Raw genomic sequence first — 20511 nt, 5'->3', positions numbered from 1 at the left:
CGGCAAGCCTCGCTTCATGCCTTATTTGGCGGCTCCCGACAGCAGCAACTGCTTCTCGATCTCGTAGACCGGCAGCTTGACGAGGTCCTTGCCGACCTCGCCCTGAAGGGCCTTGCGGACAGCCTCCGAGTAGTCGGCACGGATCATGCCCAGCGCGCGCGGCGAGGCCACCATGGTCAGCGCCGAAGTCTCGCCCGAACTGACTGCGATATCGAGCCGCTCGGCCAGCGTCCGCAGGAACGCACGCTCGGCCTCGTCGTGCCAATCGGTCTGCTCGACCGCGCTGCGGGCACCGCCCGTTGACGCATGGAGTCTACCCGGCGTATCGGTCCCCTGCGCACTGGTCGATGGGTTGGCGTGCTCATGCACCTCGCGGGTACGCAGGTTCGGAAACATCTCGTCGCCAAGATTTTCCAGGATGAGTGCCTTGCGCCCGTCGCACACGACGAGCCAGTCGCCTTTGTCGATTCTCATCTTGTTCATTGAACTGCTCCAAACAACATGCCGGCGTGGCCCACTGGTCCATGTGGGCTCTACCGCCCGTGATGCCCTTCGAAGTCCTCGACGGACTGCTCACGGCGACAAGACTACGAGCGAAGCCGGACTTCGGACTTGCGCGGGATCAAGGATGGCTATGAGCCCAGACCTGGGACGGTTTCCGCGCCGCCTGATCAGGCCCGCGGCGACATTGCTGAAGCTTTGTTCATCAGCATTACATTTCGGTTCCGCCACAATTTGATCAGAACCCTCTCCGATATCTTGGATCGCGTTTGCGGAGGAAGACATCATGAAGCTTAAGATTGGCCTCTTTGCCGCGTCCCTGTTCGGTGCCATCATGGCATCGCCGGCGGCGTCCGCCATGCCCATTGCGCCGATTGCGCCAGCGCCGCAGGTCTCTGACATTGAGCAGGTTCGCATGGTCTGCAATGCCTGGGGACGCTGCTGGTGGCGGCCGAACTATTACGCCCCGTATTACGGTCCGCGATATTACGCGCCCTACTACGGCCCGAGATACTATGGTCCGAGATATTACGGCTATTACGGCGGCTATCGCCGCTGGTGAGATTTGAAGGGGCCTTCGGGCCCCTTCGCTTTTGCGAGGAGACCCATCCCGGCTGCGCCCTCTGCGCGTAGAGCAATTCCAAAACTGATCTAGATCAAAGCAAGAAAATGCCGCTGCGGCAGCTTGCGCCGATGGCGGATTTCATCGTTTTCCAATGCCCCCAGACGGGCATGAATGTGCAAACGCATCTGGAGAAGCAGCCGAAACTGCAGGGGCGGAGTTTCGAGGCATTCACCTGTCCCGCCTGCACGCGCGTCCATTTTATCGATCTCGCCTCCGGCCGGCCGATGGCCCGGGAGCGCTAGAGAGCGGGACGGATCCATCGGGCCTCCCCTCGTCCCCGCGTCCCGCCTCGGACACACCGCAATACTACGGCACCGCCCCGCGGTTTACGGAATCAAGACTCTTCAGCATTGATATGATTTGCGTCATTGAAACGGCTGTGAGCCAGACGAATGTTGTTCAGTGCTCTTGCGCCCTCCTCCGCACTGCAACTGACGACCTTTACTGAGGTCGATGCGTTCCGGCCGGCGGAGCTGATGGAGGATGCCAGGAGCATTCCGCTCGACGTCGCGCATTTCGCGGCGGCACGTGCGGTCGTTTGCCTGCCGGCGTGCTGGATCATCGTGATGAGATCCTTTGCGCGGATCCTGGATACGGCCTATCGCGCGCCCGGCGGGATGGTGATCCTGCCGTTGACAGACGATGTGCGCGCCACTCTCAACGGCGAAGACCTGGACTCGCGCTTCTTCGTTGCACTGCGCGGCAACGATGACTGCCATTTCATCGAGCCCGCAATCAACCTTCACGCGATGATCATCCTATCGCCCGCTCTGACCGACCGCGGCTGGTTCGACCGGGCCGACACGATCCAATCCTATGTCCCGGACCGCGCCGCCCTGATGCATGTGCGCCAGCTCATTCTCGACATCCTTCGGACCGCCAGCGCGGAACCGGGCCTGTTCGCGATTCCCGAGCTTGCCGCGCAGATTCAGGAGGGGCTGCTGCTCGCTGTCGATGAGCTGTTTCATGTGGATCCGCGCGCAATCGGCGATAACCGGATCGCGCACGCGCGGTCGTCAAGGCTCGTCAAGCGGCTCGACGACTATGTCGCCGCCCATCCGACCGCCCCGATCTACACGGCGAGGCTCGCCAGCGAGTTTGGCGTCTCGACGCGCACACTGGGCGGCGCCGTTTCGAAGCTGCGCGGGATGAGCCTGCACCAGTACATCCGGCTGAAGCGGCTGTGGGCGGCCCGCGCCCGGCTCCTGAGAGGCGGCGGCAGCCTGACCGTCGCATGCTGCGCCCGTGCCCACGGCTTCCACCACATGGGCGAATTCGCCGCGATCTATCGCGCGACCTTCAACGAAGCGCCGTCGGAGACGCTGGCGCGCAGCCGGTTGGCCAGGATTCAGACCCCGTAGCTCCTACCAGTATTTCTGGGCCGGACGAACCTCAACGGCACCCCCCAAACGGGCAGCCGGGATGCGGGCGGCCAATTCGATCGCGGCGTCAATCGTGTCGGCCTCGAATTCCAAGTAACCTCCCACTGCGCGTTCCTGGTAGGGGCCTTGCGCTGTCACCGTCTCACCGTTTTGCACGCGAACGGTCACAGCGTCTTTCGGCAGACCAGCCGGCAGTCCCGGCGTTACGTTGGTCATCGCGGTCACGGCCGCGTATTGCGCCGCCACAGCCTTATACTCGCTTTCAGTGAGCGCCTTCGCGTCGAAGTCCTTCGGCTGATAGATAAGCATCAGATATTTCATAGCGCTGATCTCCAGGGTTTGCTCGAACCTGGGCTTCGGCATCAGCCCATACCTTATTGACGAAAGAGAGCTCCCACTTCGTGACAGGACGCGTCAGGAGCCCGGTCTTTTATGAAGACCCCTGCTCATCGAGATTTGCCAGGTCGATGCTGCGAAGCCTTTCGGGATTGGCGATGAGCTCGATCTCAACGATCTTCGCATCGTCGACAGTGAAGGCAAAGATGATGGCGGGTTCTTCGTCTTGAAACCACGCCGCTCCAACGGCACCGTTCACGAGCAGAAGGCGTGTCGCCGGCGCGCGCCCCGAGAACGCAAGCGCCCGTCTGGCAATCGTTGACGCACCGCGAATTTCTATTGCGACTCCGCTGCGTGCAGCGGTCTCGTCCGCACGGAGCACCACGTCGGGATCGAGCACGGCGACCAGGGCAGCGAAGTCGCCGGCGCGAGACGCTGTGAGGAAGGCTTCCACAATCTGACGCCGGCGAGCCTGATTGGCCTCTGGAACTGCCCTGCCTCCCTGAACACGGCGGCGCGCACGGCTCGCAAGCTGGCGAGTCGCCTCGACAGACCGCCCGACAATTGACGCGATTTCGTCGAAGGGCAGATCGAACATGTCATGCAGGACGTAGGCGACCCGCTCCGCTGGTGGCAATCTCTGCAGGACGACGAGCAATGCCAGCCCGACGGAATCGGCGAGCATCGCCTCCTGCTCGAGATCGATCACATTCCCACCACTCGTCACCGCGTCCGGCCCGAACGAGTCCAAGGACTCCTCACGCCTGGACTTGCGGACTCGCGCGCGCAGCATGTCCAGGCACACCCGCCCGACGATCGTCGTCAGCCATCCACCCATATTCTCCACGCCATGTGCGTTGGCGCGGCTGATCCGAAGCCAGGATTCCTGCAGGGCGTCGTCGGCCTCACCCATCGAGCCAAGAATCCGGTAGGCGGCCTTCCGCAATTGAGTGCGATGAGCTGCGAACTGCTCGGTGAGCCATTCCTGTTCGTTCATCGGTCACATTTCCTTGGCGCACTTCCTCATAACTATGACGAATGGCCCCCGGTCGGCGTGACAACGCAGAAGGGCGGGTTCCAACGCGCTCAGCCGGGATGGATGCCGGCGATGTTCATAATCGGCGGAGATGGCGCACGCCGGCGCGGAGCGATGGTTTGTTGGGTGGAGAGTGTCGCGGCGAACTGCGGACCGAAATGGCGCGCTCGGAGAGATTCGAACTCCCGACCCTCGGAATCGAAATCCGATGCTCTATCCAGCTGAGCTACGAGCGCTTCGGCCCGATGGCCGGGCCACAACCGAGACATGCTCGTTCGGTGCCAGCGGACCAGCACCGAGCGCGTCGCTCGGATGCGTTCGACTTAGCAGAGAGGTTTGAAAATAAAAAGCCCTGCCGGCCCCCCGCTGGGGCAGCGGAGGAGCTCACCAAGTCGTGTTGAAGAAGCCGAAATGCGGCTGTTGCGCCACCAGCATCATCGGTCTGGCGAACTGCGCCGGCCGGGCCCTGGCGACCCTGCGCTTGGACTGAACCGAGGCCTGCGCCTTGGCGTCGGTCTTCTTGACCGATGTTGCCTCGGCCTTTGACCCGGGCGGGATGAACTGGGCGAAGGTCTCGCGTACCCGCGCCTTCGCCGACATTTCGTTCAGGCCGGGTGACGCGTTCGCCTGCGCTGGCTGCGGCGCGGCAACCGCGGCCGCCTGCACGACAGGAGGGGCAATCGTCGGCTTGCTGGTATCGAGAACGACACGTTCCGGCAGATGTCGATCCGACCGGATACGGATCAGCGGCGGGTCGTTGCTTGCGCTCGCGATGCCCGACGTCGCAGCCGGCGTCGGCCAGATGAAATTCGCCGCCAACAGCAGTGCGAGCAACGCTCCACCGACGAACATGAAATACCGAAAGATGGGCATTGGCACCGCTCCGCGCGCGCTTCCAGGCGCGAGCACTGCGCCTTAACTGGCGATCCTTTAATTTGGTTTCAAGATAGGCCGTTCGGTTCAACGGCAACGCCAGGTTTTTTGACGAGCACGGACATGGCGGTAACTTTTCCGCTACCGGGACATCCGCCCCTTCACGCACGCCGCGCTGCGATCACCGAGCATGTGGCCTGATCGGCATTAACGTTGATGAAGCCGATGGGAATGCGCACAAAGGTCCTGCGGCTCTTCATGCTCACGGTTTCGCGAAGCAGGCGGCTGCGATCGGTCAGATGGCTGCCGTCGCGCCGGGTGAAGGCGCAGACGATCTTAAGATCTCTTACGGCATAATCATTGTCGTTTCGCAGGGTGAAGGTCACCAGCGCCTTCGAGCCAAGCCCGCCGCGTCGCCAGGTCTGCGACGAAATCCGAAGGCGATCGAGCTCCGCCGCCGCCTGTACGCCGGAAACCGTCGCGGACGTTGCATCCTGGTTCGCCGAGGGCGATATGGCCGGCGCGGGATCGACGGCCGCCAACTCGGATTTTCCTGGCTCGCCTTGAGCGCCGTTGCCTTTGGCCGGCATCAGCATCCAAACACCGCATCCGACAACAAGTGCTGCCAGCAACCATAGGAGGCTTCGGCCAAATGAGACGCTCACGATCGTCGCCGCATGCGCCAAGCGATCACCGACCCCAGCGAAGCGTCTCAACCCGACCCGGCCAAACCCTGCGTTCATGGCTGCGTCACCGATAGCGATAATGGATTCGGCCACTCCTTACCTTAATACAGCAGACGAACTATGGTTCCCGCGCACAAGCGATTCCGGGAAGGACGGTGGCGATCATCGGCCGGGATCGCTAACATGCACTGCAACATCGCAAGCCCCGGTCGGGAGGAAATGAAATGCCAGTCGTCACTTGGGACCACGTCCATTTGCGCAGCCCCGATCCGGAGGCCACGGCGGCCTGGCTGCGGGATGTCCTCGGTGGCGAGATCGTGCGCGCTCCGGGACGGATCGACGTGAACCTTGGCGGCGCCAAGATCTTCATTGCACCGCTGGAGGCTGAAGGCGCCGTCAGCCCGCCGCCCCCGCATCCCCATCAGGGCCTCGACCATTTCGGCCTCACAGTGAAAGACATCGACGCCGTCGCCGCCGAGATCAAGGCCAAGGGCGTTGAGTTCACGCGCGAGCCGACGACCATCCGGCCCGGCGTCCGCATCTGCTTCATCCGCGGCCCGGAAGGCATCTCCATCGAGCTGCTCGAGCGCGACAAGAAGTACGCCTGACGACGCCGCACGGCGTATCGGACACGAGAGCTGTCGCGCGCCGAGCTAGGTCATGCTTCCCGGCATGAAGCAGCGGATCGTGACGCCCGTATAGCCGTAGATCGGCCAGACCATCGTGCGCCCAACCCGGTTGGGCTCCGAGATCACGGCTTCCTCGGGTACGTCGACCCAGACGAGCTCCTGCGGCTGGCCGCCGGTCACATAGCCGTAGCGCGGGACGCGGACACGATAGTGCCCGTCCTTGCTCTCCCAGTCGGAGTCCGAGATCGCCGAACCGTCGGCATCGGAGCAGCATGGCCCCTTGCCGCTTCGCAGTCCGTCGAACCAGGCCTTCAATTCGGCATTGGTGTTGACGAATTGGCCGCGGTCGCGCGCGTGCGCCAAGGGGACAGCGAGGGCGACGAGCAGGAACGCACAGCCGAGCCTGCACACACTTCTCCAGCGTGTCGCCGCGCTGCCAACCTGGTCTGCTTCGCAATTCGTGGGACGCGTACCGTACAGGCGCGGCTCATCGCCGCCGGAATCGATCCAGTGGGTCATGTTCGTCTTGCTCCAGCACCCCGCGGCCGGTGCAATGATGGTCATGCATTTCGCGGGCCAACTTGATTCGCACGATTGGTCCCACGTCAGCATGAGACCGTCATATCCCCGTCACAAACAAGCCGGGACAACTACGGCTCGCGCCATCGACGAGCGCCGTTGGCCGCCAAACTGCCGCGTTGCGCGGGCGAACATGCTTTGGCATAAAAGCTGGACCGGTACGCCAAGGGCGAAAGCGACCGGCCGCGGGACGTTATGAAGAACGGCCTCTATTCGATTCACGTGACGCTGCTCGATGGTCGAGTCGGCAAGGGCAGCGGTGTGATCTTTTTTCGCGACGGCAAGATCCTCGGCGGCGATGCCTATCTCTATTACACCGGCAGCTACACGGTGAGGGACAACACCTTCAAGGGCGAGGTGCTGGTGCAGCGGCACACCTCCCCGCGAGGCGACGACAATCCACTGTTCGGCGGCCCGGCCCCAGTCGGCATCGGCGTCAGCGGGACCTTCACGGACACAGGTGCGGAGATGACGGGAACGGCGCTCGTCGGCAAGGCGAGCCAGATCTTCGGCGCCACGCTGCGCAAGCTGGCGGACGTGGAGTAGCTACTCCGCCGCTTGCTCGAGCGGCGCCGTGCGCGGCAGGATCATCTGGATGCGCGTCCCGCCGCCCGGCTCGGAGTCGAGATCGAGACGCCCGCCGAGCCGGTTGGTGACGATGCTGTAGACGATGTGCAGCCCGAGCCCCGTCCCGCCCTGGTCGCGCCGCGTCGTGAAAAACGGATCGAAGGCGCGGCGGCGCACGTCGAGGCTCATGCCGCAGCCATTGTCGGAGAAGATGATCTCGACATTGTCCTTGCCGGACTCGCGCACCTGGATGTCGATGATTCCCGGCCGGCCGTCGGGGAAGGCGTGCGCCACCGCATTGAGGAACAGGTTGGTCAGCACCTGGCCGTACGGGCCGGGATAGCTGTTCATGGTCAGATCGGGCTGACAGTCGACGTTGAGCGTCAGATTGTGCTTGCGCAGCCCCGGCCGCAGGCTCAGCACGACTTGCTCGGTGAGGTCGGCGAGGTCGAAGGTGCGCTGGTCCGAATAGTTGCGATCGGCCGCGACCTGCTTGAACGACTGGATCAGCTCGGCAGCGCGGTTGAGATTGGACACGAGCTGCGAGGACGCGTCGCGGCTGGTGTTGAGATATTCGTTGAGCGTCGAGCGGCGCAGCTCGCCGCGCTCGACTTCGGCGCTGAACATCGCAGTCTTGCGCTCCAGCGCAGAGGCGACCGTCAGGCTGATGCCGACGGGATTGTTGACCTCGTGCGCAACACCCGCGACCAGCCGCCCCAGCGCAGCTAACTTCTCCGCCTCGATCAGCGAGGCCTGGGTCTCGCGCAGATTGCGCAGCGCGGTCTCGGCGGCTTCCTTCGCCTTGCGCATCTCCTGCTCGCCGCGCTTGCGTTCGCCGATGTCGAGCGCCACCGTGACGATCCGCTCGATCTCGCCCTCGGCGTCGAGCAGTGGCAGCTTGTTGACGAGCCATTGCCGCATGTTGCCGGAGGAATCCTTGTACTCCTCCTCGTAGAAGCCGAGCCCTTTGCGGAACTTCAGCACCCGCTTGTCGTTCTCGTCGGTCTTGGCCGCGCCGTAGCGCGACATCAGGTCGGCCGTGGTACGGCCGATGGCATCCTTCGGCTCGATGCCGAAGATGCCGGCCATGTAGCGGTTCATCAGCACGTAGCGCAGATCGCGGTTCTTGACGTTGATCACCGCGGGCACGGTGTCGATGACCTGCTGCAACAGGCGGCGGCCCTCGGCGATGGCGTCTTCGGCGCGCTTCTGGTCGGTGATGTCGCGCAGCGTACCCTCGTAGCGAACGATCTTGCCCTGCTCGTCCCGCACGCCGCTCGCGCTGTCCGAGAGCCACAAGATGTTGCCGCTGCGCTGGCGCACCTGGTACTCGAACTCTCGCACCATGCCGTCGCGCTCCATCAACCGCTGGTATTCGGCGCGTGCCTCAGGATGGACGTAGATGGTATGGGCGATGTCGCTGATGCTGTCGATGAGGTGCTGCGGGCTGTCGTAGCCCATCATCCGCGCCAGCGCGGGATTGGCGTTGAGGAGGTCACCGGCCGGCGTCGTGACATAGATGCCGTCGACCGAGCCCTCGAACAGCTTGCGATAGCTCTCCTCGGCGAGGCGCTGCTCGGTCAGCGCGCGCACCGCCGCTTCGCGCGCCGTGTCGGCCTCCTCCAGCGCACGGCGGAACACCTCGGCCGCGCGGGCGATGTCGCCGATCTCGTTGTCGAGGTCGGCGGACGGGATCGACGTCCTCTTCTCGCCGGCGGCCAGCGCGCGGATCGACCTTGCAATCTGGGCGAGCGGACGGACTGTCCGCCGCACCACGAAGGCGGCCGCGACGATGCCGATCAGCACGCAAATCGTACCGAGCACGATGCTCTGCCATCTGGCCTCCGTCAGCGTGCGGGCGAAGTCGCGCGACAGCACATGACCGCGCCGCGCGCTGACCTCGCGCAGCAGCTCGGTGACACGTCCGATCAGCCGGCCCTCGGTTCCCAGCACCTCGCGATCGATATCGGCGATCTGCCGTTCGCGGACGGCCACCGCGATGATGGCTTCGGCGTAGTCGTTCACGGCCGCCTTCAGCTTGGTGTCGGCGATGTCCGTCGTCCGCATGCTCTGTGCCGCCTGCTCGGCCGCCGACGGATTGCGAGCCAGCAATCCCAGCGCGATCCGGCTCTGCGCCTCCGACAGGCGGGACGCCAGCTCGCGATCGGCGGTTCCGGCGACCGCAGCATCGAACCTCTCGCGCAGCGGCGGCAGGCCGGCAAGCAACTGGGCGCGGCGGTCGATCAGCGTCGAAATGCGCTCCAATCCGCTACGGTAGGTCGCGAGCCGCTCGGTGACTCCGTCGATCATGTCCTGCTGCTCGGGCGCGAGCTCGATGCGGGTCTTCTTCAGGATGTCGCTCAGCGTCGCGGCCGCCTCGCCGACCTGCTGGAACTGGATTCCGGCGCCGGGGTCGGTAACGAAGTCGCGCGCGGCGAGCCGCAACTCGTTCATGCGCCGGTCAATGTCCTCGGCGAGATCGCCGACGCTCTGGAGCCGCTGCAGCTCGGCGAAGGTCGAATCGATATGCCGGATCGCGATCACGCTCGCGGTCGAGGTGACGATGATCACCGCCAGCACCAGGAGGAAGCTGCCGAACGTGAGCTGGCCGATGGAGAGCGAGAATATTCGCTTCTTCTCGGGATTCGGCGTCGATTCGGCGGACATTGGGTTGAGGACCGGGCTACGGGAAGCCCAATATACGACGTATTGCGGCCTCGGGGGAACATGCCTTGGGCCGCGGAATATCCTTAACATCGCGGGCCGGGCAGCGCCCTCCGTCTTCGGTTAACCCTTCCGATCAGGACGTTTTGACGCTGGCCGGGCCCCTGGCCGGAATGGTCATGGCGGCGACGCCGATGACGACGCAGGCAAGCCCGATCCAGGCGGTCCGGCTCAGGCTTTCGCCGAGGAAGGCGACGCTGATGGCGACCCCGATCGGCACGCGGAGATAGGCCTGCGCGGTGGTCCCGACGGAGCCGAGGGTCTGGATCAGGCGGAAATAGATTGCGAACGCCACCGCGGTCGAGAACACGGTGAGCGCAAGCAGCGCCAGCACCGAGACCAGCGAGGGCGACAGCGTCCAGGGCTGCTCGACCATGAGCGAGGCCGGGATCAAGGCCGCCGCCCCCGCAAGCAGCGAGCCGGCCGCCGGCGCCATCGGATCGAGGCCCTTGAAGCCACGGCTGAAGATCGCAGCGCAGGCGTAGCAGATGGTCGCGGCGACGATGGCCGCTTCCGCGATGAGACCCCGACCGATGTCATGGAAGGCATCGACCCCGACGATCAGGCAGATGCCGGCCATACCGGCGACCACGCCGATCAGCTTGCGGGGCGTCGTCGCTTCGTGCCGGGTTACGATGGCGGTGAACAGGAAGGTGAAGATCGGCGCCGCCGAGTTGAGGATGGTGGCAAGGGCGGCATCGACATGGCGCTCGCCCCACGCGATCAGCGTCCAGGGGATCACGCTGTTGAGCACGGCCTGGAAGGCGAAGCGCTGCCATGTCGCGGCATCCGTCGGCATCCCGATGCCGCGCGCCCGCATCACGGCGAGCAGCAGCAGGCCGGCGATCGCGGTGCGCGCGGCAATCAGCGTGATCGGCGGAATGGTGGCGATGCCGAGCTTGATGAAGGTGTAGGAGCCGCCCCAGAGCGTGGCGAGCGCGAGCAGCAGCGCCAGCTCGACGGCAATGTTGGTGTCCTGCCGGCTATCCATGTCACGCGTTCCGTCCTGCTCTCAGGCGACGGAACTTAACGCGGCCGCGATCACCGATAATTCGCTACATATCGAAGTGTGTCAGCCGAGGGCGCCCACCTCGAACACCTCACCGTCATAGCCGGCTTCGCGGGGGATACGGAGCTGACGGCCGCTTTCGGTCTTGGTCATGACCGGCATCACCGTGACGATGGACATGCCGCGGGCATGGTCGAGCGCCGCGGCCACACTGCCCTGCTTCGCCAGCCGGATCAGGTTGCGCGTGGTCGGGAACGGCAGCTTGAAGCGGCCACTTTCACCGCCCTCCACCGCCTCGCGCGGCGACACCCAGATCGAGTCCGTCGACTCGCGCCCGTCATGCGCGCCGAGCTGATCGGGCGGTGCTGCCGCGAGGAAAAACCAGGTGTCGAAGCGCTTGGGCATGCCCTCCGGCGTGATCCAGTGCGCGTAAGGCACGAGCGTGTCGAGCGCGAGCTGGAGGCCGTTGTCGGCGAGGATGCTGAGGAAGCTGATCTTGTGCTCGTTCAGCGCGACGCGGTGCGCGTCCGCGATCTCGCCGGCGCGCTTGGCATCGATCGGGACACCCGAGCCCTTCGGCCGCGCCAGCAGGATGCCGCTCTCTTCGAAGGTCTCGCGGATCGCGGCGATGCGGAAGCCGCGCTCCGCTTCGCTCAGGCCTTCGCCGCCCGAATACAGCTCGGACCGGGCGACGATCTCCTTGTCGCCGGCATCGACGCTGCCGCCGGGAAACACCAGCGCACCCGAGTTGAACTCGATCTGATGATGGCGGACCATCATAAAGACCTCGATTTCCCGTGCTGCGCCGTCGCGCAGCAGCAGGATCGTCGACGCGGGGCGTGATGCGGCGATCTCGGCCATGCAACTAACCTGCCGCGCTCGATTGCGGCTGGAGATTGGCGCGCTTGTCGACGCGGGCCACGCGCGACAGCAGATAATCGACCTCGGCCTTCGCCGCCGGCGTGATGGTCGCGCCCGGCTTGCGCTGTGCGCTGGAGGCGATGATGCCGCGCTTCTGCAGCACGTATTTGCGCACGGCGAGCCCTGCACCGGGCTGCTGTTCATAGCGGATCAGCGGCAGATGCGCGTCGAACAGGTCATGCGCGGCGTCGCGCTTACCATCCTTCGAGAGACGGACGACGTCGATCAGAAGCTCGGGGAAGGCATAGCCGGTCATGGCGCCGTCGGCACCGCGCTCCATCTCGAAATCGAGGAACAGGCCACCATTGCCGCAAAGAATCGAGAGCGGCCGCAGCGAGCCGTCCTTCTGGAAGTTGCGCAAGGTCGAGATCTTTTCCAGCCCCGGCCAGTCCTCGTGCTTGAGCATCACGCAATTCGGATTGTCGGTGACGATCTTGCGGATCACTGCGGGGGTGAACACCACCGACAGCGTCAGCGGATAGTCCTGGAGCACCCAGGGCACGTCAGGACCGATCGCTTCGGCAGCCTGCTTGAAATAGCCAATGATCTGGTCGTCGGTGCGCAAGGACGGCGGCGGGGCGATCATCACGCCGGCGGCGCCCGCATCCATCGAGGCCTTCGCCAGCGAGCGCATGGTCGCAAAACCCGGGGCGGAGACGCCGACGATCACCTGCATCTTCTTGGCGCGCTTGACGAAGCGCACCGCAACCTGCTCGGCCTCGGCCGCATCGAGCTTCGGCGCCTCACCAAGGATGCCGAGCACCGTGACGCCGTCGCAGCCGACCTCCTCGTAGAAATCGGTCAGGCGGTCGATCGAGCGCTCGTCGATCCGGCCGTCATCGTGGAACGGCGTCGGCGCGATTGCGAAGGTGCCCTTGGCGTCGGCGGTGAGTTTCATCGTCTTTCCTTGTCCATCTTTCCTTCGTCATTCCGGGATGGCCTGAAGGGCCAGGCCCGGAATGACGGTGTGGCTAAAACCGCCGCGCGCCCATCTTGATCTGCTCCTCGGAGAAGAAGATCTCCTTGGCGTGATCGACGATGTCCTGAGCCTTCCAGCCCGTGTGCGGCGGTTTCCAGCCTTCCATCTCCATCATCCGCATTTCGCGCACGCCGCGGGGTCCGGACACGCCCAGCACCTTGCCGGTCTGATCGCCCGACAAATCGCTGACCATGTATAGCACGGCCGGTGCGATGCCGTCCGGCCCCAACGCCGCACCGGGGTTCTCCTTATAGCGGGGCAGGTCTGCGGTCATGCGGGTCAGCGCGCCCGGGGCCAGGGTCCAGATCCGGATGTTGTATTTGCGGCCCTCGATCGCCAGCACATTGGACAGACCCCAGATGCCGCCCTTGGCCGCGCCGTAATTGGTCTGGCCGAAATTGCCGATCAAGCCGGAGGTCGAGGAGGTGTTGACGATGACGCCGCCGCCGTTTTCCCGCATCCAGCGAAACACCGGCATGGTGCAACAAAAGGTGCCCTTCAGGTGCACCTTGATGACCTTGTCCCAGTCGGCCTCGGAGGCCTTGGCAAAGGTCTGGTCACGCAGGATGCCGGCGTTGTTGACGAGGATATCGGCGCGGCCGAAATGCTTGATCGCGTCGTCGAACACCGACTGGCCGCCCTCCATGGTGGAGATGTCGGCGCCGTTGGCGACTGCCTTGCCGCCCTCGGCCTTGATCGCGTCGACCACCTGCTGCGCCATCGACTTGTCGGCGCCCGAGCCGTCACGCGGCCCGCCGAGGTCGTTGACCACGACCGCCGCCCCTTCCCGCGCGAACAGTTTTGCGTAGGCCTCACCGAGCCCGCCGCCCGCGCCGGTGATCAGCGCAACCTTGCCGTCGAGTAGTCCCATGGTGGCTTCTCCCTGTTTTTGTTTCTTTCTTCGCCTCTCCCCGCGTGCGGGGAGAGGCCGGAAATCAAGCGCAGCTTGATTTCCGGGTGAGGGGGAGGCTCCGCGAACTCAACTCTCAGCGTCCCCGTGGAGACTCCCCCTCACCCCACCCTCTGCCCGCAAGCGGGGCGAGGGAGTGCGCCGCCAGTGCCTTACTAACCCAGCACCGTCTTGCCGTTCTTGATCACGGTGACGCCGCGCGACTTTACCTTGGCTTCGAACGAGATCACGTTGCCGTCCTTCCAGAGGTCCATGGTCACGGTCTCGCCGGGATAGACCGGCGAAGAGAACCGCGCGACGTGCTGCCGGAACGCGGACGGATCGTAGTCGGCATAAGTCTGGAGCACGCCACGGCAGGTGATGCCGTAGGTGCACATGCCATGCAGGATCGGGCGCGGGAAACCGGCCTTCTTGGCGAATGCGGGATCGGAGTGCAGCGGGTTGCGATCGCCGCAGAGGCGATAGACCAGCGCCTGGTCGGGGCGTGTGGTGATGTCGATGGTTCTGTCAGGCGCGCGCGACGGGATCGCGTGCGGATCGGGCTGGGTCAGGTTCGGCCCACCAAAGCCGCCGTCGCCGCGGGCGAAGCGCGAGGCTACCAGCGTCGCCAGCTTCTCGCCCTTCTCGTTCTTCAGCACTGTCTGGTGGCTGATCACCACGCCCTTGTCCTTGCCCTTGTCATAGACCTCGAGCACGGAAGAATCGGCGGTGATGTGCGCGGCCGTCGGCAAAGGCTGATGAAACGTGATGTCGCGCTCGCCGTCGACAACCATCACGCGGTTGAGGTTCATCTCGCCGGGGCCCGAGCCCCAGGCCGCGACGGAAGCGAAGGTCGGCACCACCTTGAGCGGCCGCGGCGTCAGCGTGCCCTCGTTGACGAAGCCCAGCTCGTTTTCGTCCATCGGATCGGCCCCGAGCCCGATGCCATAGGCATAGAGCATCACCTCGCGATCGCTGTAGGCGTATTTCTGGCCGAGGTTCTTGAGAGCTTTGAGTTCTTCGTATCTGGCGGACATTTTTCTGGTTTCCTCCCCGGATTTTCGACGCCGCTGTTCGTTGATGTGCCCTCTCCCCCTTGTGGGAGAGGGCAGCGAGATATCAGCAACAAACTCACTTGGGTGAGGGGTTGGCTCCGCACAGAGAGTCATTCCGCGGAAAGAGACCCCTCATCCGGCGCTTCGCGCCACCTTCTCCCACAAGGGGAGAAGGGAAAGCAGCTCGCGTCAGGCGGGTGTAAAGAACGGCAATGGTGCGCCGTCGGTGGGCTTGAACACCACCTTCACCTTCTGGCCGATCTTCAACTTCGTCAGATCGCAATCGACGAAGTTGGTCTGCAGCGACGGGCCTTCCTTCAGCGTAACGTAGCCGATCGCGTAAGGACCGGTGGGCGACTTCCGCATCAGGCTGTAGGTGTAGATCGTGGCCTCGCCCGAAGACTCCTCCCACACCGTTTTGTCGGAGAAGCAGAACGGGCAGATCGCGCGCGGAAAGTAATGCGCTTCGCCGCATGCGGTGCAGCGCTTGATCATGAACTTGCTCTCTTTGGCCGCTTCCCAGAACGGCGCGGTCTCGGCGTTCGTCACCGGAGCCGGATACTTTTTTGCTTCGCTCATCACACGCGCTCCAGAATGGCGGTCGAGGCGGCATGGCGGACGCCCAAAAGGCCGCCGGTGCCGTGGGCGATGGCGAGATCGCAGTTCTTGACCTGCACCTTCGGATGCGCCTCGCCGCGCAACTGCCTGACGGCCTCGATGATCTTGGTCATGCCGCCGCGGTTGACGGGATGGTTACTGCACAGGCCACCACCGTCCGTGTTGAACGGCAGCTTGCCGACGCCGGAGATCAGATTGCCGTCAGCGACGAACTTGCCGCCCTCGCCCTTCTTGCAGAAGCCGAGGTCCTCGAGCTGCATCAAGACCGTGATGGTGAAGCTGTCGTAGATCGAGGCGTATTTGATGTCCTTCGGCGCGATGCCCGCTTCATCAAACGCGCGCGGACCGGACCAGACGCCGGCGGAGTAAGTGAGGTCGAGATCCTTGCCGCCGCGCGGGCCCTTCATCGCCTCGCCATGGCCGATCAGGCGCACTTGCGGCTTCTTCAGGCTCTTGGCGATCTCGGGCGTCGTCACGATGAGCGCGCCGCCGCCGTCGGAGACGACACAGCAATCCATGCGATGCAAGGGATCGGAAATCATCGGCGAGTTCAGGACATCCTCGACGGTGACGACGTCCTTGAGCATCGCGTGCGGATTGTATTGCGCGTGATGCGAGGCTGCGACCTTGATCCACGCGAGTTGCTCGCTCGTGGTGCCATAGTCGTGCATGTGGCGCATGGCACACATGCCATAGGCATTGTGCGTGGTCGCACCGTAAGCGGACTCGAAATCGACCTCGGCACCGGCCGCGCGCGGCGGCATCGGACCGGTGCGCGGCTTGCCGGCGAGCGTGATCAGCGCGATCGAGCACTTGCCCGCGGCGATGGCTTCAGCGGCGTGGCCGAGGTGGATGATATAGGAACAGCCGCCGGTTTCGGTGGAATCGACGTGACGGAGTTTTTTGGTGTTGAGGCCGAGATAGTCGACCATCGGCCAGGCGCCGCCCGGGGCGTCGCCGGCGCAGAAATAGCCGTCGACATCGTCCTTGGTGAGCCCGGCATCCTCGATCGCGCCTTTGGCGACCTCGGCATGGAGCTGGGCTGTGGATTTGTCCGGCGCATGCCGGGTCGGGTGTTCATAGATCCCGGCAATGTAGGCCTTGCCCTTGATGGTCAAAACTTAGGTCTCCGCTGGCGTTTCTTCTTGCTCCGTTTTTCTGAACCGCGAATGCCCCGTTGGCAAGCGCGGAAATATTCCGTCGGGCGAGAGGGCAGCGGGTTGGCGCAACTCGCCACTCCATCATCCAGAGGCGCAGGGGAAGGTCTTTCGCATCGTCATTGCGAGCGCAGCGAAGCAATCCAGGAGTCTTTCCGCGGATGCATTTTCTGGATTGCTTCGCTACGCTCGCAATGACGTCCCGGACGGACAAAGTCGTAAAGGTGTTTTGCCCGACGGCACAAGCGATTTTCCATTTTTCGAAAACAACCCCATGCAAAGTAGAACGGTGGTTGATTTCGAACAGAAATCGTGGGTTAGCCGAGGGCGCAACCCACCTCTCTACTTTCCACATCGAGAAAGAAGTGGTGGGTTACGCTGCGCTAACCCACCCTACGGGACTGCCCTACTCCGCCGCGATCTGACGCGGCGCAGGCGGTGGACTGGCGAGGTCGGCGGCGAGTTGGGCGTAGCGAGCCTTGGCGTCCTGGACCGCCTTCTCCTTCACCGGGCCGTAGCCGCGGATGCGATCGGGCAACGAGAGCAGTTCTACCGCGGTGTCGATGGTGACCGGCGACAACAGGCCGAGCACGGTGGCGACGTCCTTCTCGTAGCCTGCAATCAGATCGCGCTCGAGCTTGCGGTCGGCGCTGCGACCGAAGATGTCGAGTGGTGTGCCGCGCAGGAACTTGAACTTCGCCAGCACGCGGAACACCCTGAGCATCCACGGCCCAAACGCGCGCTTCTTCGGGCGTCCCAGCGCATCGACGCCGCTTGCCAAAATCGGCGGCGCGAGATTGAAGTTGAACTTGAAGTCGCCCTCGAACTGGTCGCGGAGCTGCTGCTCGAAGGCGCCGTCGGTGAAGAGGCGCGCGACTTCGTATTCATCCTTGTAGGCCAGCAGCTTGGCGTAGTTCACCGCGACCGCGCGCGGCAGTGCGTCGTCATAACCGCCCTTCACTGCAGCATCTCGGACCTCGTCGACCAGCTTGCGGTAGCGTTTTGCCAGCCGGCTGTTCTGATAGGCGGTCAGATGCTTGGCGCGGTGCTCGATGACCTCGTCTAACGTCATTGCGTCCAAGGTCTTAGGCGCAACGACCTCGTCAGTCCCCTTCAGCATGTCCGCAAGGCGCGCGGGATCGGCGACCGCGAGGCGGCCGAGGCGGAAGGCTTCCTTGTTCATCTTGATCGAGACGCCGTTGACCTCGATCGCCTGCTCGATCGCTTCCGCCGAGAGAGGCAGTAGGCCCTTCTGGTAGGCGTAGCCCATCATCATCATGTTGGTGGCAATAGAGTCGCCGAGAAGCTGTTCGGCCGGCTTGGTGAAATCGAAGAACACCGAGTCCTTGTGCAGCGCCGTTTCCAGCACCGCGTTCAGCTTGCGGGTCTGGAAGTTGAAGTCGCGGTTGAGGATGAAATCGGCGGTGGGGATGACGTGGCTGTTGATGATGCCGCGGGTGCGGCCGGAGTCACAGAGCGTGATCGCGTCCTTGGCGACCGCGACCACCTCGTCGGCCGCGAGCACGAGATCGGCCGTGCCGGTGACGATGCGCGAGCAGGTCACCTCGGCGGGATGATCCGACAGGCGGACGTGGCTCAGCACCGCCCCGCCCTTCTGCGCCAGACCGGACATGTCGAGAATCATCGAGGCCTTGCCCTCGATGTGCGCGGCCATGCCGAGCAGCGCACCGATGGTCAAAACGCCGGTGCCGCCGACACCGCCGATGGCGATGTTGTAGGGCTTGTCCAGCGACGGACGTGAAGCGGGCTCGGGCAGTTCGCCGATCTCAGCGAGCTCTGCCGGGGCGCGGTGACGCGGCGCACCGCCGTCGATGGTGACGAAGGACGGACAGAAGCCCTTCAGGCACGAATAGTCCTTGTTGCAGGAGGACTGGTTGATGGCGCGCTTGCGCCCGAACTCGGTCTCCAGGGGCTCGACCGAGATGCAATTCGACTGCACCGAGCAGTCGCCGCAGCCTTCGCACACGGCCGGGTTGATCATGACGCGGCGCGGCGGATCCTCCATCAGGCCGCGCTTGCGGCGCCGCCGCTTCTCGGCAGCGCAGGTCTGCACGAACACGATCGCCGACGTGCCCTTGTATTCCCGGCACATCTTCATGACATCCTGCAGCTCGTCGCGATGATATTTCTTCACGCCGGGCGCGATGGTGTCGGCCGGATAGGCGTCGGGATTCTCCGAGACCAGATAGATCTCGCGGATGCCTTCGGCGTGAAGCTGGGAGGTGATCTGCTGCGGCGACAGATCGCCGTCATGGCGCTGGCCGCCGGTCATGGCGACGGCGTCGTTGTAGAGGATCTTGTAGGTGATGTTGGCTTTCGAGGCGATCGCCTGGCGGATGGCGAGAATTCCCGAGTGGAAGTAAGTGCCGTCGCCGAGGTTCGCAAAAATGTGGTTTTCGTTGGTGAAGGGCGCGATGCCGACCCACGGCACGCCCTCGCCGCCCATATGCGTGAACGTCTCGGTCGAGCGGTCCATCCACAGCGCCATGAAGTGACAGCCGATGCCGGCGAGCGCGCGGCTGCCTTCGGGGACCTTTGTCGATGTGTTGTGGGGACAGCCGGAGCAGAAATACGGGGTGCGGGAGACAGGCGCAGTTGCCTGCATTTGCGTGGCTTGGCGACCGTTGAACCAGTCCGCCTTGGCGCGGAGCATCTCCGCGATCTCGGGGTTCAGATTAAGTCGAAGCAGCCGCTCGGTGAGCGAGGTCGCAAGCGAAGCGACGCTGAGCTCGGCGGCGAAAGTCAGGAATCGCTTGTCGTGCTCGTCCATCTTGCCGACGATGCGCGGTCGGACGTCGTCGCGCCAGTTGAACAGCTCCTGCTTGACCTGGTTCTCGACGATCTCGCGGCGCTCCTCGACGATGAAGATCTCTTCGAGGCCGACCGCGAACTGGCGCACGCCTTCCGGCTCCAGCGGCCAGGGCATGCCGATCTTGTAGAGGCGAAGGCCGATTCTAGCCGCGACCTCCTCGGTGATGCCGAGCTCGCGCAGCGCTTGCCGTACATCCTCATAGCTTTTGCCCGACGCCATGATGCCGAAGCGGGCGTTCGGGGAATCCATCGTGATGCGGTTGACCTTGTTGGCGCGCGCAAAGGCGATCGCGGCAAAGCCCTTGTAGTCCTGGAGGCGACGGTCCTGCTCGAAGCGGTCATCCGGCCAGCGCAGATTGAGGCCGCCGGGCGGCAGCTCGAAATCAGTCGGGATGATGAAGGGCTTCATCTCGTCGGTGAGGTCGATCTCGGCGGTGGTCTCCACCGTCTCGGTGATGACCTTCATGCCGACCCAGCAGCCCGAGTAGCGCGACATCGCGATGCCGAGCAGGCCCATCTCGATCATCTCGTGGATGCTGGAGGGATAGAGATAGGGCATCAGCGCCGAGATGAAGGCGTGGTCGGACTGATGCGGCACGGTCGAGGACTTTGCGCCGTGATCGTCGCCGGCCAAGCAGAGCACGCCGCCATTCTTGGCCGAGCCCGCGGCATTGCCGTGGCGGAAGACGTCGCCGCAGCGGTCGACGCCGGGGCCCTTGCCGTACCAGATGCCGACCACACCGTCATACTTGGCGCCGGGCGAGAGGTTGAGCTGCTGCGAACCCCAGATTGCGGTGGCCGCGAGATCCTCGTTCACGCCGGGCTGGAACTTGATGTTGTACTGCTCGAGATGTTTTCGCGCGGCAAAAAGCTGTTGGTCGTAGCCGCCGAGCGGCGAGCCGCGATAGCCGGAGATGAAGCCCGCGGTGTTGAGGCCGCTCGCGCGGTCGCGCCGGATCTGGGCCATGGGCAGGCGGACCAGCGCCTGGATGCCCGTAGTGAAGACGTGTCCGGTTTCCTGGGTGTATTTCTGATCGAGACTGATCGGCCCCTGGTTGATGCCCATGCTGTCCTCGTTTCACCGCCCTATTCAGGTCTTGCTCACTTAAGATC

General features: G+C 64.2%; 20 protein-coding genes and 1 tRNA gene. 5 read left to right on the top strand and 16 right to left on the bottom strand.

Annotated elements, in window-relative coordinates; genetic code table 11:
* Window positions 1-21: 21 nt before the first annotated feature.
* Window positions 22-483 (bottom strand): host attachment protein, encoded by a 462-nt coding sequence (locus MTX21_RS02515; protein ID WP_280970362.1) that lies wholly within the window; start codon window positions 481-483, stop codon window positions 22-24.
* A gap of 304 nt (window positions 484-787) precedes the next feature.
* Here MTX21_RS02515 and MTX21_RS02510 point away from each other — a divergent pair, with 304 nt between their 5' ends.
* The 3 genes from MTX21_RS02510 to MTX21_RS02500 all read left to right on the top strand — a co-directional run bounded on the left by MTX21_RS02510 (window position 788) and on the right by MTX21_RS02500 (window position 2487).
* Complete coding sequence (locus MTX21_RS02510; protein ID WP_280970361.1) at window positions 788-1063, top strand: hypothetical protein; 276 nt, start codon at window positions 788-790, stop codon at window positions 1061-1063.
* A 107-nt stretch (window positions 1064-1170) separates the two neighbouring features.
* The gene (locus MTX21_RS02505) at window positions 1171-1368 is read left to right on the top strand and encodes a hypothetical protein (RefSeq protein ID WP_280971201.1); all 198 of its coding nucleotides are present in this window, start codon (window positions 1171-1173) and stop codon (window positions 1366-1368) included.
* 150 nt (window positions 1369-1518) lie between these two features.
* On the top strand, window positions 1519-2487 hold the full coding sequence (locus MTX21_RS02500) for an AraC family transcriptional regulator (RefSeq protein ID WP_280970360.1): 969 nt from the start codon (window positions 1519-1521) through the stop codon (window positions 2485-2487).
* Window positions 2488-2490: 3 nt separating this feature from the next.
* Here the strand turns inward: MTX21_RS02500 and MTX21_RS02495 are convergent, their stop codons facing one another.
* The 5 genes from MTX21_RS02495 to MTX21_RS02475 form a co-directional block, all read right to left on the bottom strand.
* Window positions 2491-2829: a YciI family protein gene (locus MTX21_RS02495; RefSeq protein WP_280970359.1), complete on the bottom strand. Its 339-nt coding sequence runs from the start codon at window positions 2827-2829 to the stop codon at window positions 2491-2493.
* Between the two features lie 109 nt (window positions 2830-2938).
* Window positions 2939-3841 carry a sigma-70 family RNA polymerase sigma factor gene (locus MTX21_RS02490; protein ID WP_280970358.1) on the bottom strand — a complete coding sequence of 301 codons (903 nt, stop codon included), beginning with the start codon at window positions 3839-3841 and terminating at the stop codon, window positions 2939-2941.
* A gap of 198 nt (window positions 3842-4039) precedes the next feature.
* A tRNA-Arg gene (locus tag MTX21_RS02485) sits at window positions 4040-4116 on the bottom strand.
* Window positions 4117-4264: 148 nt separating this feature from the next.
* Window positions 4265-4753 carry a hypothetical protein gene (locus MTX21_RS02480; RefSeq protein WP_280970357.1) on the bottom strand — a complete coding sequence of 163 codons (489 nt, stop codon included), beginning with the start codon at window positions 4751-4753 and terminating at the stop codon, window positions 4265-4267.
* Window positions 4754-4914: 161 nt separating this feature from the next.
* Window positions 4915-5496, bottom strand: coding sequence for a hypothetical protein (locus MTX21_RS02475; RefSeq protein WP_280970356.1), 582 nt, complete (start codon window positions 5494-5496; stop codon window positions 4915-4917).
* Between the two features lie 167 nt (window positions 5497-5663).
* On the opposite strand from MTX21_RS02475, the gene MTX21_RS02470 reads away from it, so the two are divergent.
* Window positions 5664-6047 (top strand): VOC family protein, encoded by a 384-nt coding sequence (locus MTX21_RS02470; protein WP_280970355.1) that lies wholly within the window; start codon window positions 5664-5666, stop codon window positions 6045-6047.
* 45 nt (window positions 6048-6092) lie between these two features.
* On the opposite strand, the gene MTX21_RS02465 is transcribed toward MTX21_RS02470, so the two are convergent.
* The gene (locus MTX21_RS02465) at window positions 6093-6587 is read right to left on the bottom strand and encodes a hypothetical protein (protein ID WP_280970949.1); all 495 of its coding nucleotides are present in this window, start codon (window positions 6585-6587) and stop codon (window positions 6093-6095) included.
* Window positions 6588-6842: 255 nt separating this feature from the next.
* Here MTX21_RS02465 and MTX21_RS02460 point away from each other — a divergent pair, with 255 nt between their 5' ends.
* The gene (locus MTX21_RS02460) at window positions 6843-7193 is read left to right on the top strand and encodes a GrlR family regulatory protein (RefSeq protein WP_280970354.1); all 351 of its coding nucleotides are present in this window, start codon (window positions 6843-6845) and stop codon (window positions 7191-7193) included.
* Here the strand turns inward: MTX21_RS02460 and MTX21_RS02455 are convergent, their stop codons facing one another.
* The 9 genes from MTX21_RS02455 to MTX21_RS02415 form a co-directional block, all read right to left on the bottom strand.
* Complete coding sequence (locus MTX21_RS02455; protein ID WP_280970353.1) at window positions 7194-9881, bottom strand: PAS domain S-box protein; 2688 nt, start codon at window positions 9879-9881, stop codon at window positions 7194-7196.
* Between the two features lie 133 nt (window positions 9882-10014).
* Entirely contained in the window at window positions 10015-10929 is a 915-nt protein-coding gene (locus MTX21_RS02450) for an EamA family transporter (protein WP_280970352.1), read from the bottom strand.
* 81 nt (window positions 10930-11010) lie between these two features.
* Complete coding sequence (locus MTX21_RS02445; RefSeq protein ID WP_280970351.1) at window positions 11011-11808, bottom strand: NUDIX hydrolase; 798 nt, start codon at window positions 11806-11808, stop codon at window positions 11011-11013.
* 4 nt (window positions 11809-11812) lie between these two features.
* Window positions 11813-12766, bottom strand: a complete 954-nt coding sequence (locus tag MTX21_RS02440) for a dihydrodipicolinate synthase family protein (RefSeq protein WP_280970350.1) — start codon at window positions 12764-12766, stop codon at window positions 11813-11815.
* 73 nt (window positions 12767-12839) lie between these two features.
* The gene (locus tag MTX21_RS02435) at window positions 12840-13718 is read right to left on the bottom strand and encodes an SDR family oxidoreductase (protein ID WP_280970349.1); all 879 of its coding nucleotides are present in this window, start codon (window positions 13716-13718) and stop codon (window positions 12840-12842) included.
* A gap of 194 nt (window positions 13719-13912) precedes the next feature.
* Entirely contained in the window at window positions 13913-14773 is an 861-nt protein-coding gene (locus MTX21_RS02430; protein ID WP_280970348.1) for a MaoC family dehydratase, read from the bottom strand.
* Window positions 14774-14980: 207 nt separating this feature from the next.
* On the bottom strand, window positions 14981-15370 hold the full coding sequence (locus MTX21_RS02425) for an OB-fold domain-containing protein (RefSeq protein ID WP_280970347.1): 390 nt from the start codon (window positions 15368-15370) through the stop codon (window positions 14981-14983).
* Window positions 15370-16527: a thiolase domain-containing protein gene (locus tag MTX21_RS02420; protein WP_280970346.1), complete on the bottom strand. Its 1158-nt coding sequence runs from the start codon at window positions 16525-16527 to the stop codon at window positions 15370-15372. The genes MTX21_RS02425 and MTX21_RS02420 overlap by 1 nt, the downstream gene beginning before the upstream one ends.
* A 445-nt stretch (window positions 16528-16972) precedes the next feature.
* Window positions 16973-20464, bottom strand: coding sequence for an indolepyruvate ferredoxin oxidoreductase family protein (locus MTX21_RS02415; protein WP_280970345.1), 3492 nt, complete (start codon window positions 20462-20464; stop codon window positions 16973-16975).
* Window positions 20465-20511 lie beyond the last annotated feature (47 nt).

Origin of the sequence: Bradyrhizobium sp. ISRA430, assembly GCF_029909975.1 — a bacterium.
Classification (GTDB): Bacteria; Pseudomonadota; Alphaproteobacteria; order Rhizobiales; family Xanthobacteraceae; genus Bradyrhizobium.
The sequence above is the reverse complement of the archived record's forward strand: the minus strand, read 5'-3'. Positions and strand labels throughout refer to the sequence as shown.

Excerpts from the sequence above, each read along its gene's own strand:
- MTX21_RS02515 (WP_280970362.1), bottom strand. The coding sequence starts at position 483 with ATGAACAAGATGAGAATCGACAAAGGCGACTGGCTCGTCGTGTGCGAC.
- MTX21_RS02510 (WP_280970361.1), top strand. The coding sequence starts at position 788 with ATGAAGCTTAAGATTGGCCTCTTTGCCGCGTCCCTGTTCGGTGCCATC.
- MTX21_RS02505 (WP_280971201.1), top strand. The coding sequence starts at position 1,171 with ATGCCGCTGCGGCAGCTTGCGCCGATGGCGGATTTCATCGTTTTCCAA.
- MTX21_RS02500 (WP_280970360.1), top strand. The coding sequence starts at position 1,519 with ATGTTGTTCAGTGCTCTTGCGCCCTCCTCCGCACTGCAACTGACGACC.
- MTX21_RS02495 (WP_280970359.1), bottom strand. The coding sequence starts at position 2,829 with ATGAAATATCTGATGCTTATCTATCAGCCGAAGGACTTCGACGCGAAG.
- MTX21_RS02490 (WP_280970358.1), bottom strand. The coding sequence starts at position 3,841 with ATGAACGAACAGGAATGGCTCACCGAGCAGTTCGCAGCTCATCGCACT.
- MTX21_RS02480 (WP_280970357.1), bottom strand. The coding sequence starts at position 4,753 with ATGCCCATCTTTCGGTATTTCATGTTCGTCGGTGGAGCGTTGCTCGCA.
- MTX21_RS02475 (WP_280970356.1), bottom strand. The coding sequence starts at position 5,496 with ATGAACGCAGGGTTTGGCCGGGTCGGGTTGAGACGCTTCGCTGGGGTC.
- MTX21_RS02470 (WP_280970355.1), top strand. The coding sequence starts at position 5,664 with ATGCCAGTCGTCACTTGGGACCACGTCCATTTGCGCAGCCCCGATCCG.
- MTX21_RS02465 (WP_280970949.1), bottom strand. The coding sequence starts at position 6,587 with ATGACCCACTGGATCGATTCCGGCGGCGATGAGCCGCGCCTGTACGGT.
- MTX21_RS02460 (WP_280970354.1), top strand. The coding sequence starts at position 6,843 with ATGAAGAACGGCCTCTATTCGATTCACGTGACGCTGCTCGATGGTCGA.
- MTX21_RS02455 (WP_280970353.1), bottom strand. The coding sequence starts at position 9,881 with ATGTCCGCCGAATCGACGCCGAATCCCGAGAAGAAGCGAATATTCTCG.
- MTX21_RS02450 (WP_280970352.1), bottom strand. The coding sequence starts at position 10,929 with ATGGATAGCCGGCAGGACACCAACATTGCCGTCGAGCTGGCGCTGCTG.
- MTX21_RS02445 (WP_280970351.1), bottom strand. The coding sequence starts at position 11,808 with ATGGCCGAGATCGCCGCATCACGCCCCGCGTCGACGATCCTGCTGCTG.
- MTX21_RS02440 (WP_280970350.1), bottom strand. The coding sequence starts at position 12,766 with ATGAAACTCACCGCCGACGCCAAGGGCACCTTCGCAATCGCGCCGACG.
- MTX21_RS02435 (WP_280970349.1), bottom strand. The coding sequence starts at position 13,718 with ATGGGACTACTCGACGGCAAGGTTGCGCTGATCACCGGCGCGGGCGGC.
- MTX21_RS02430 (WP_280970348.1), bottom strand. The coding sequence starts at position 14,773 with ATGTCCGCCAGATACGAAGAACTCAAAGCTCTCAAGAACCTCGGCCAG.
- MTX21_RS02425 (WP_280970347.1), bottom strand. The coding sequence starts at position 15,370 with ATGAGCGAAGCAAAAAAGTATCCGGCTCCGGTGACGAACGCCGAGACC.
- MTX21_RS02415 (WP_280970345.1), bottom strand. The coding sequence starts at position 20,464 with ATGGGCATCAACCAGGGGCCGATCAGTCTCGATCAGAAATACACCCAG.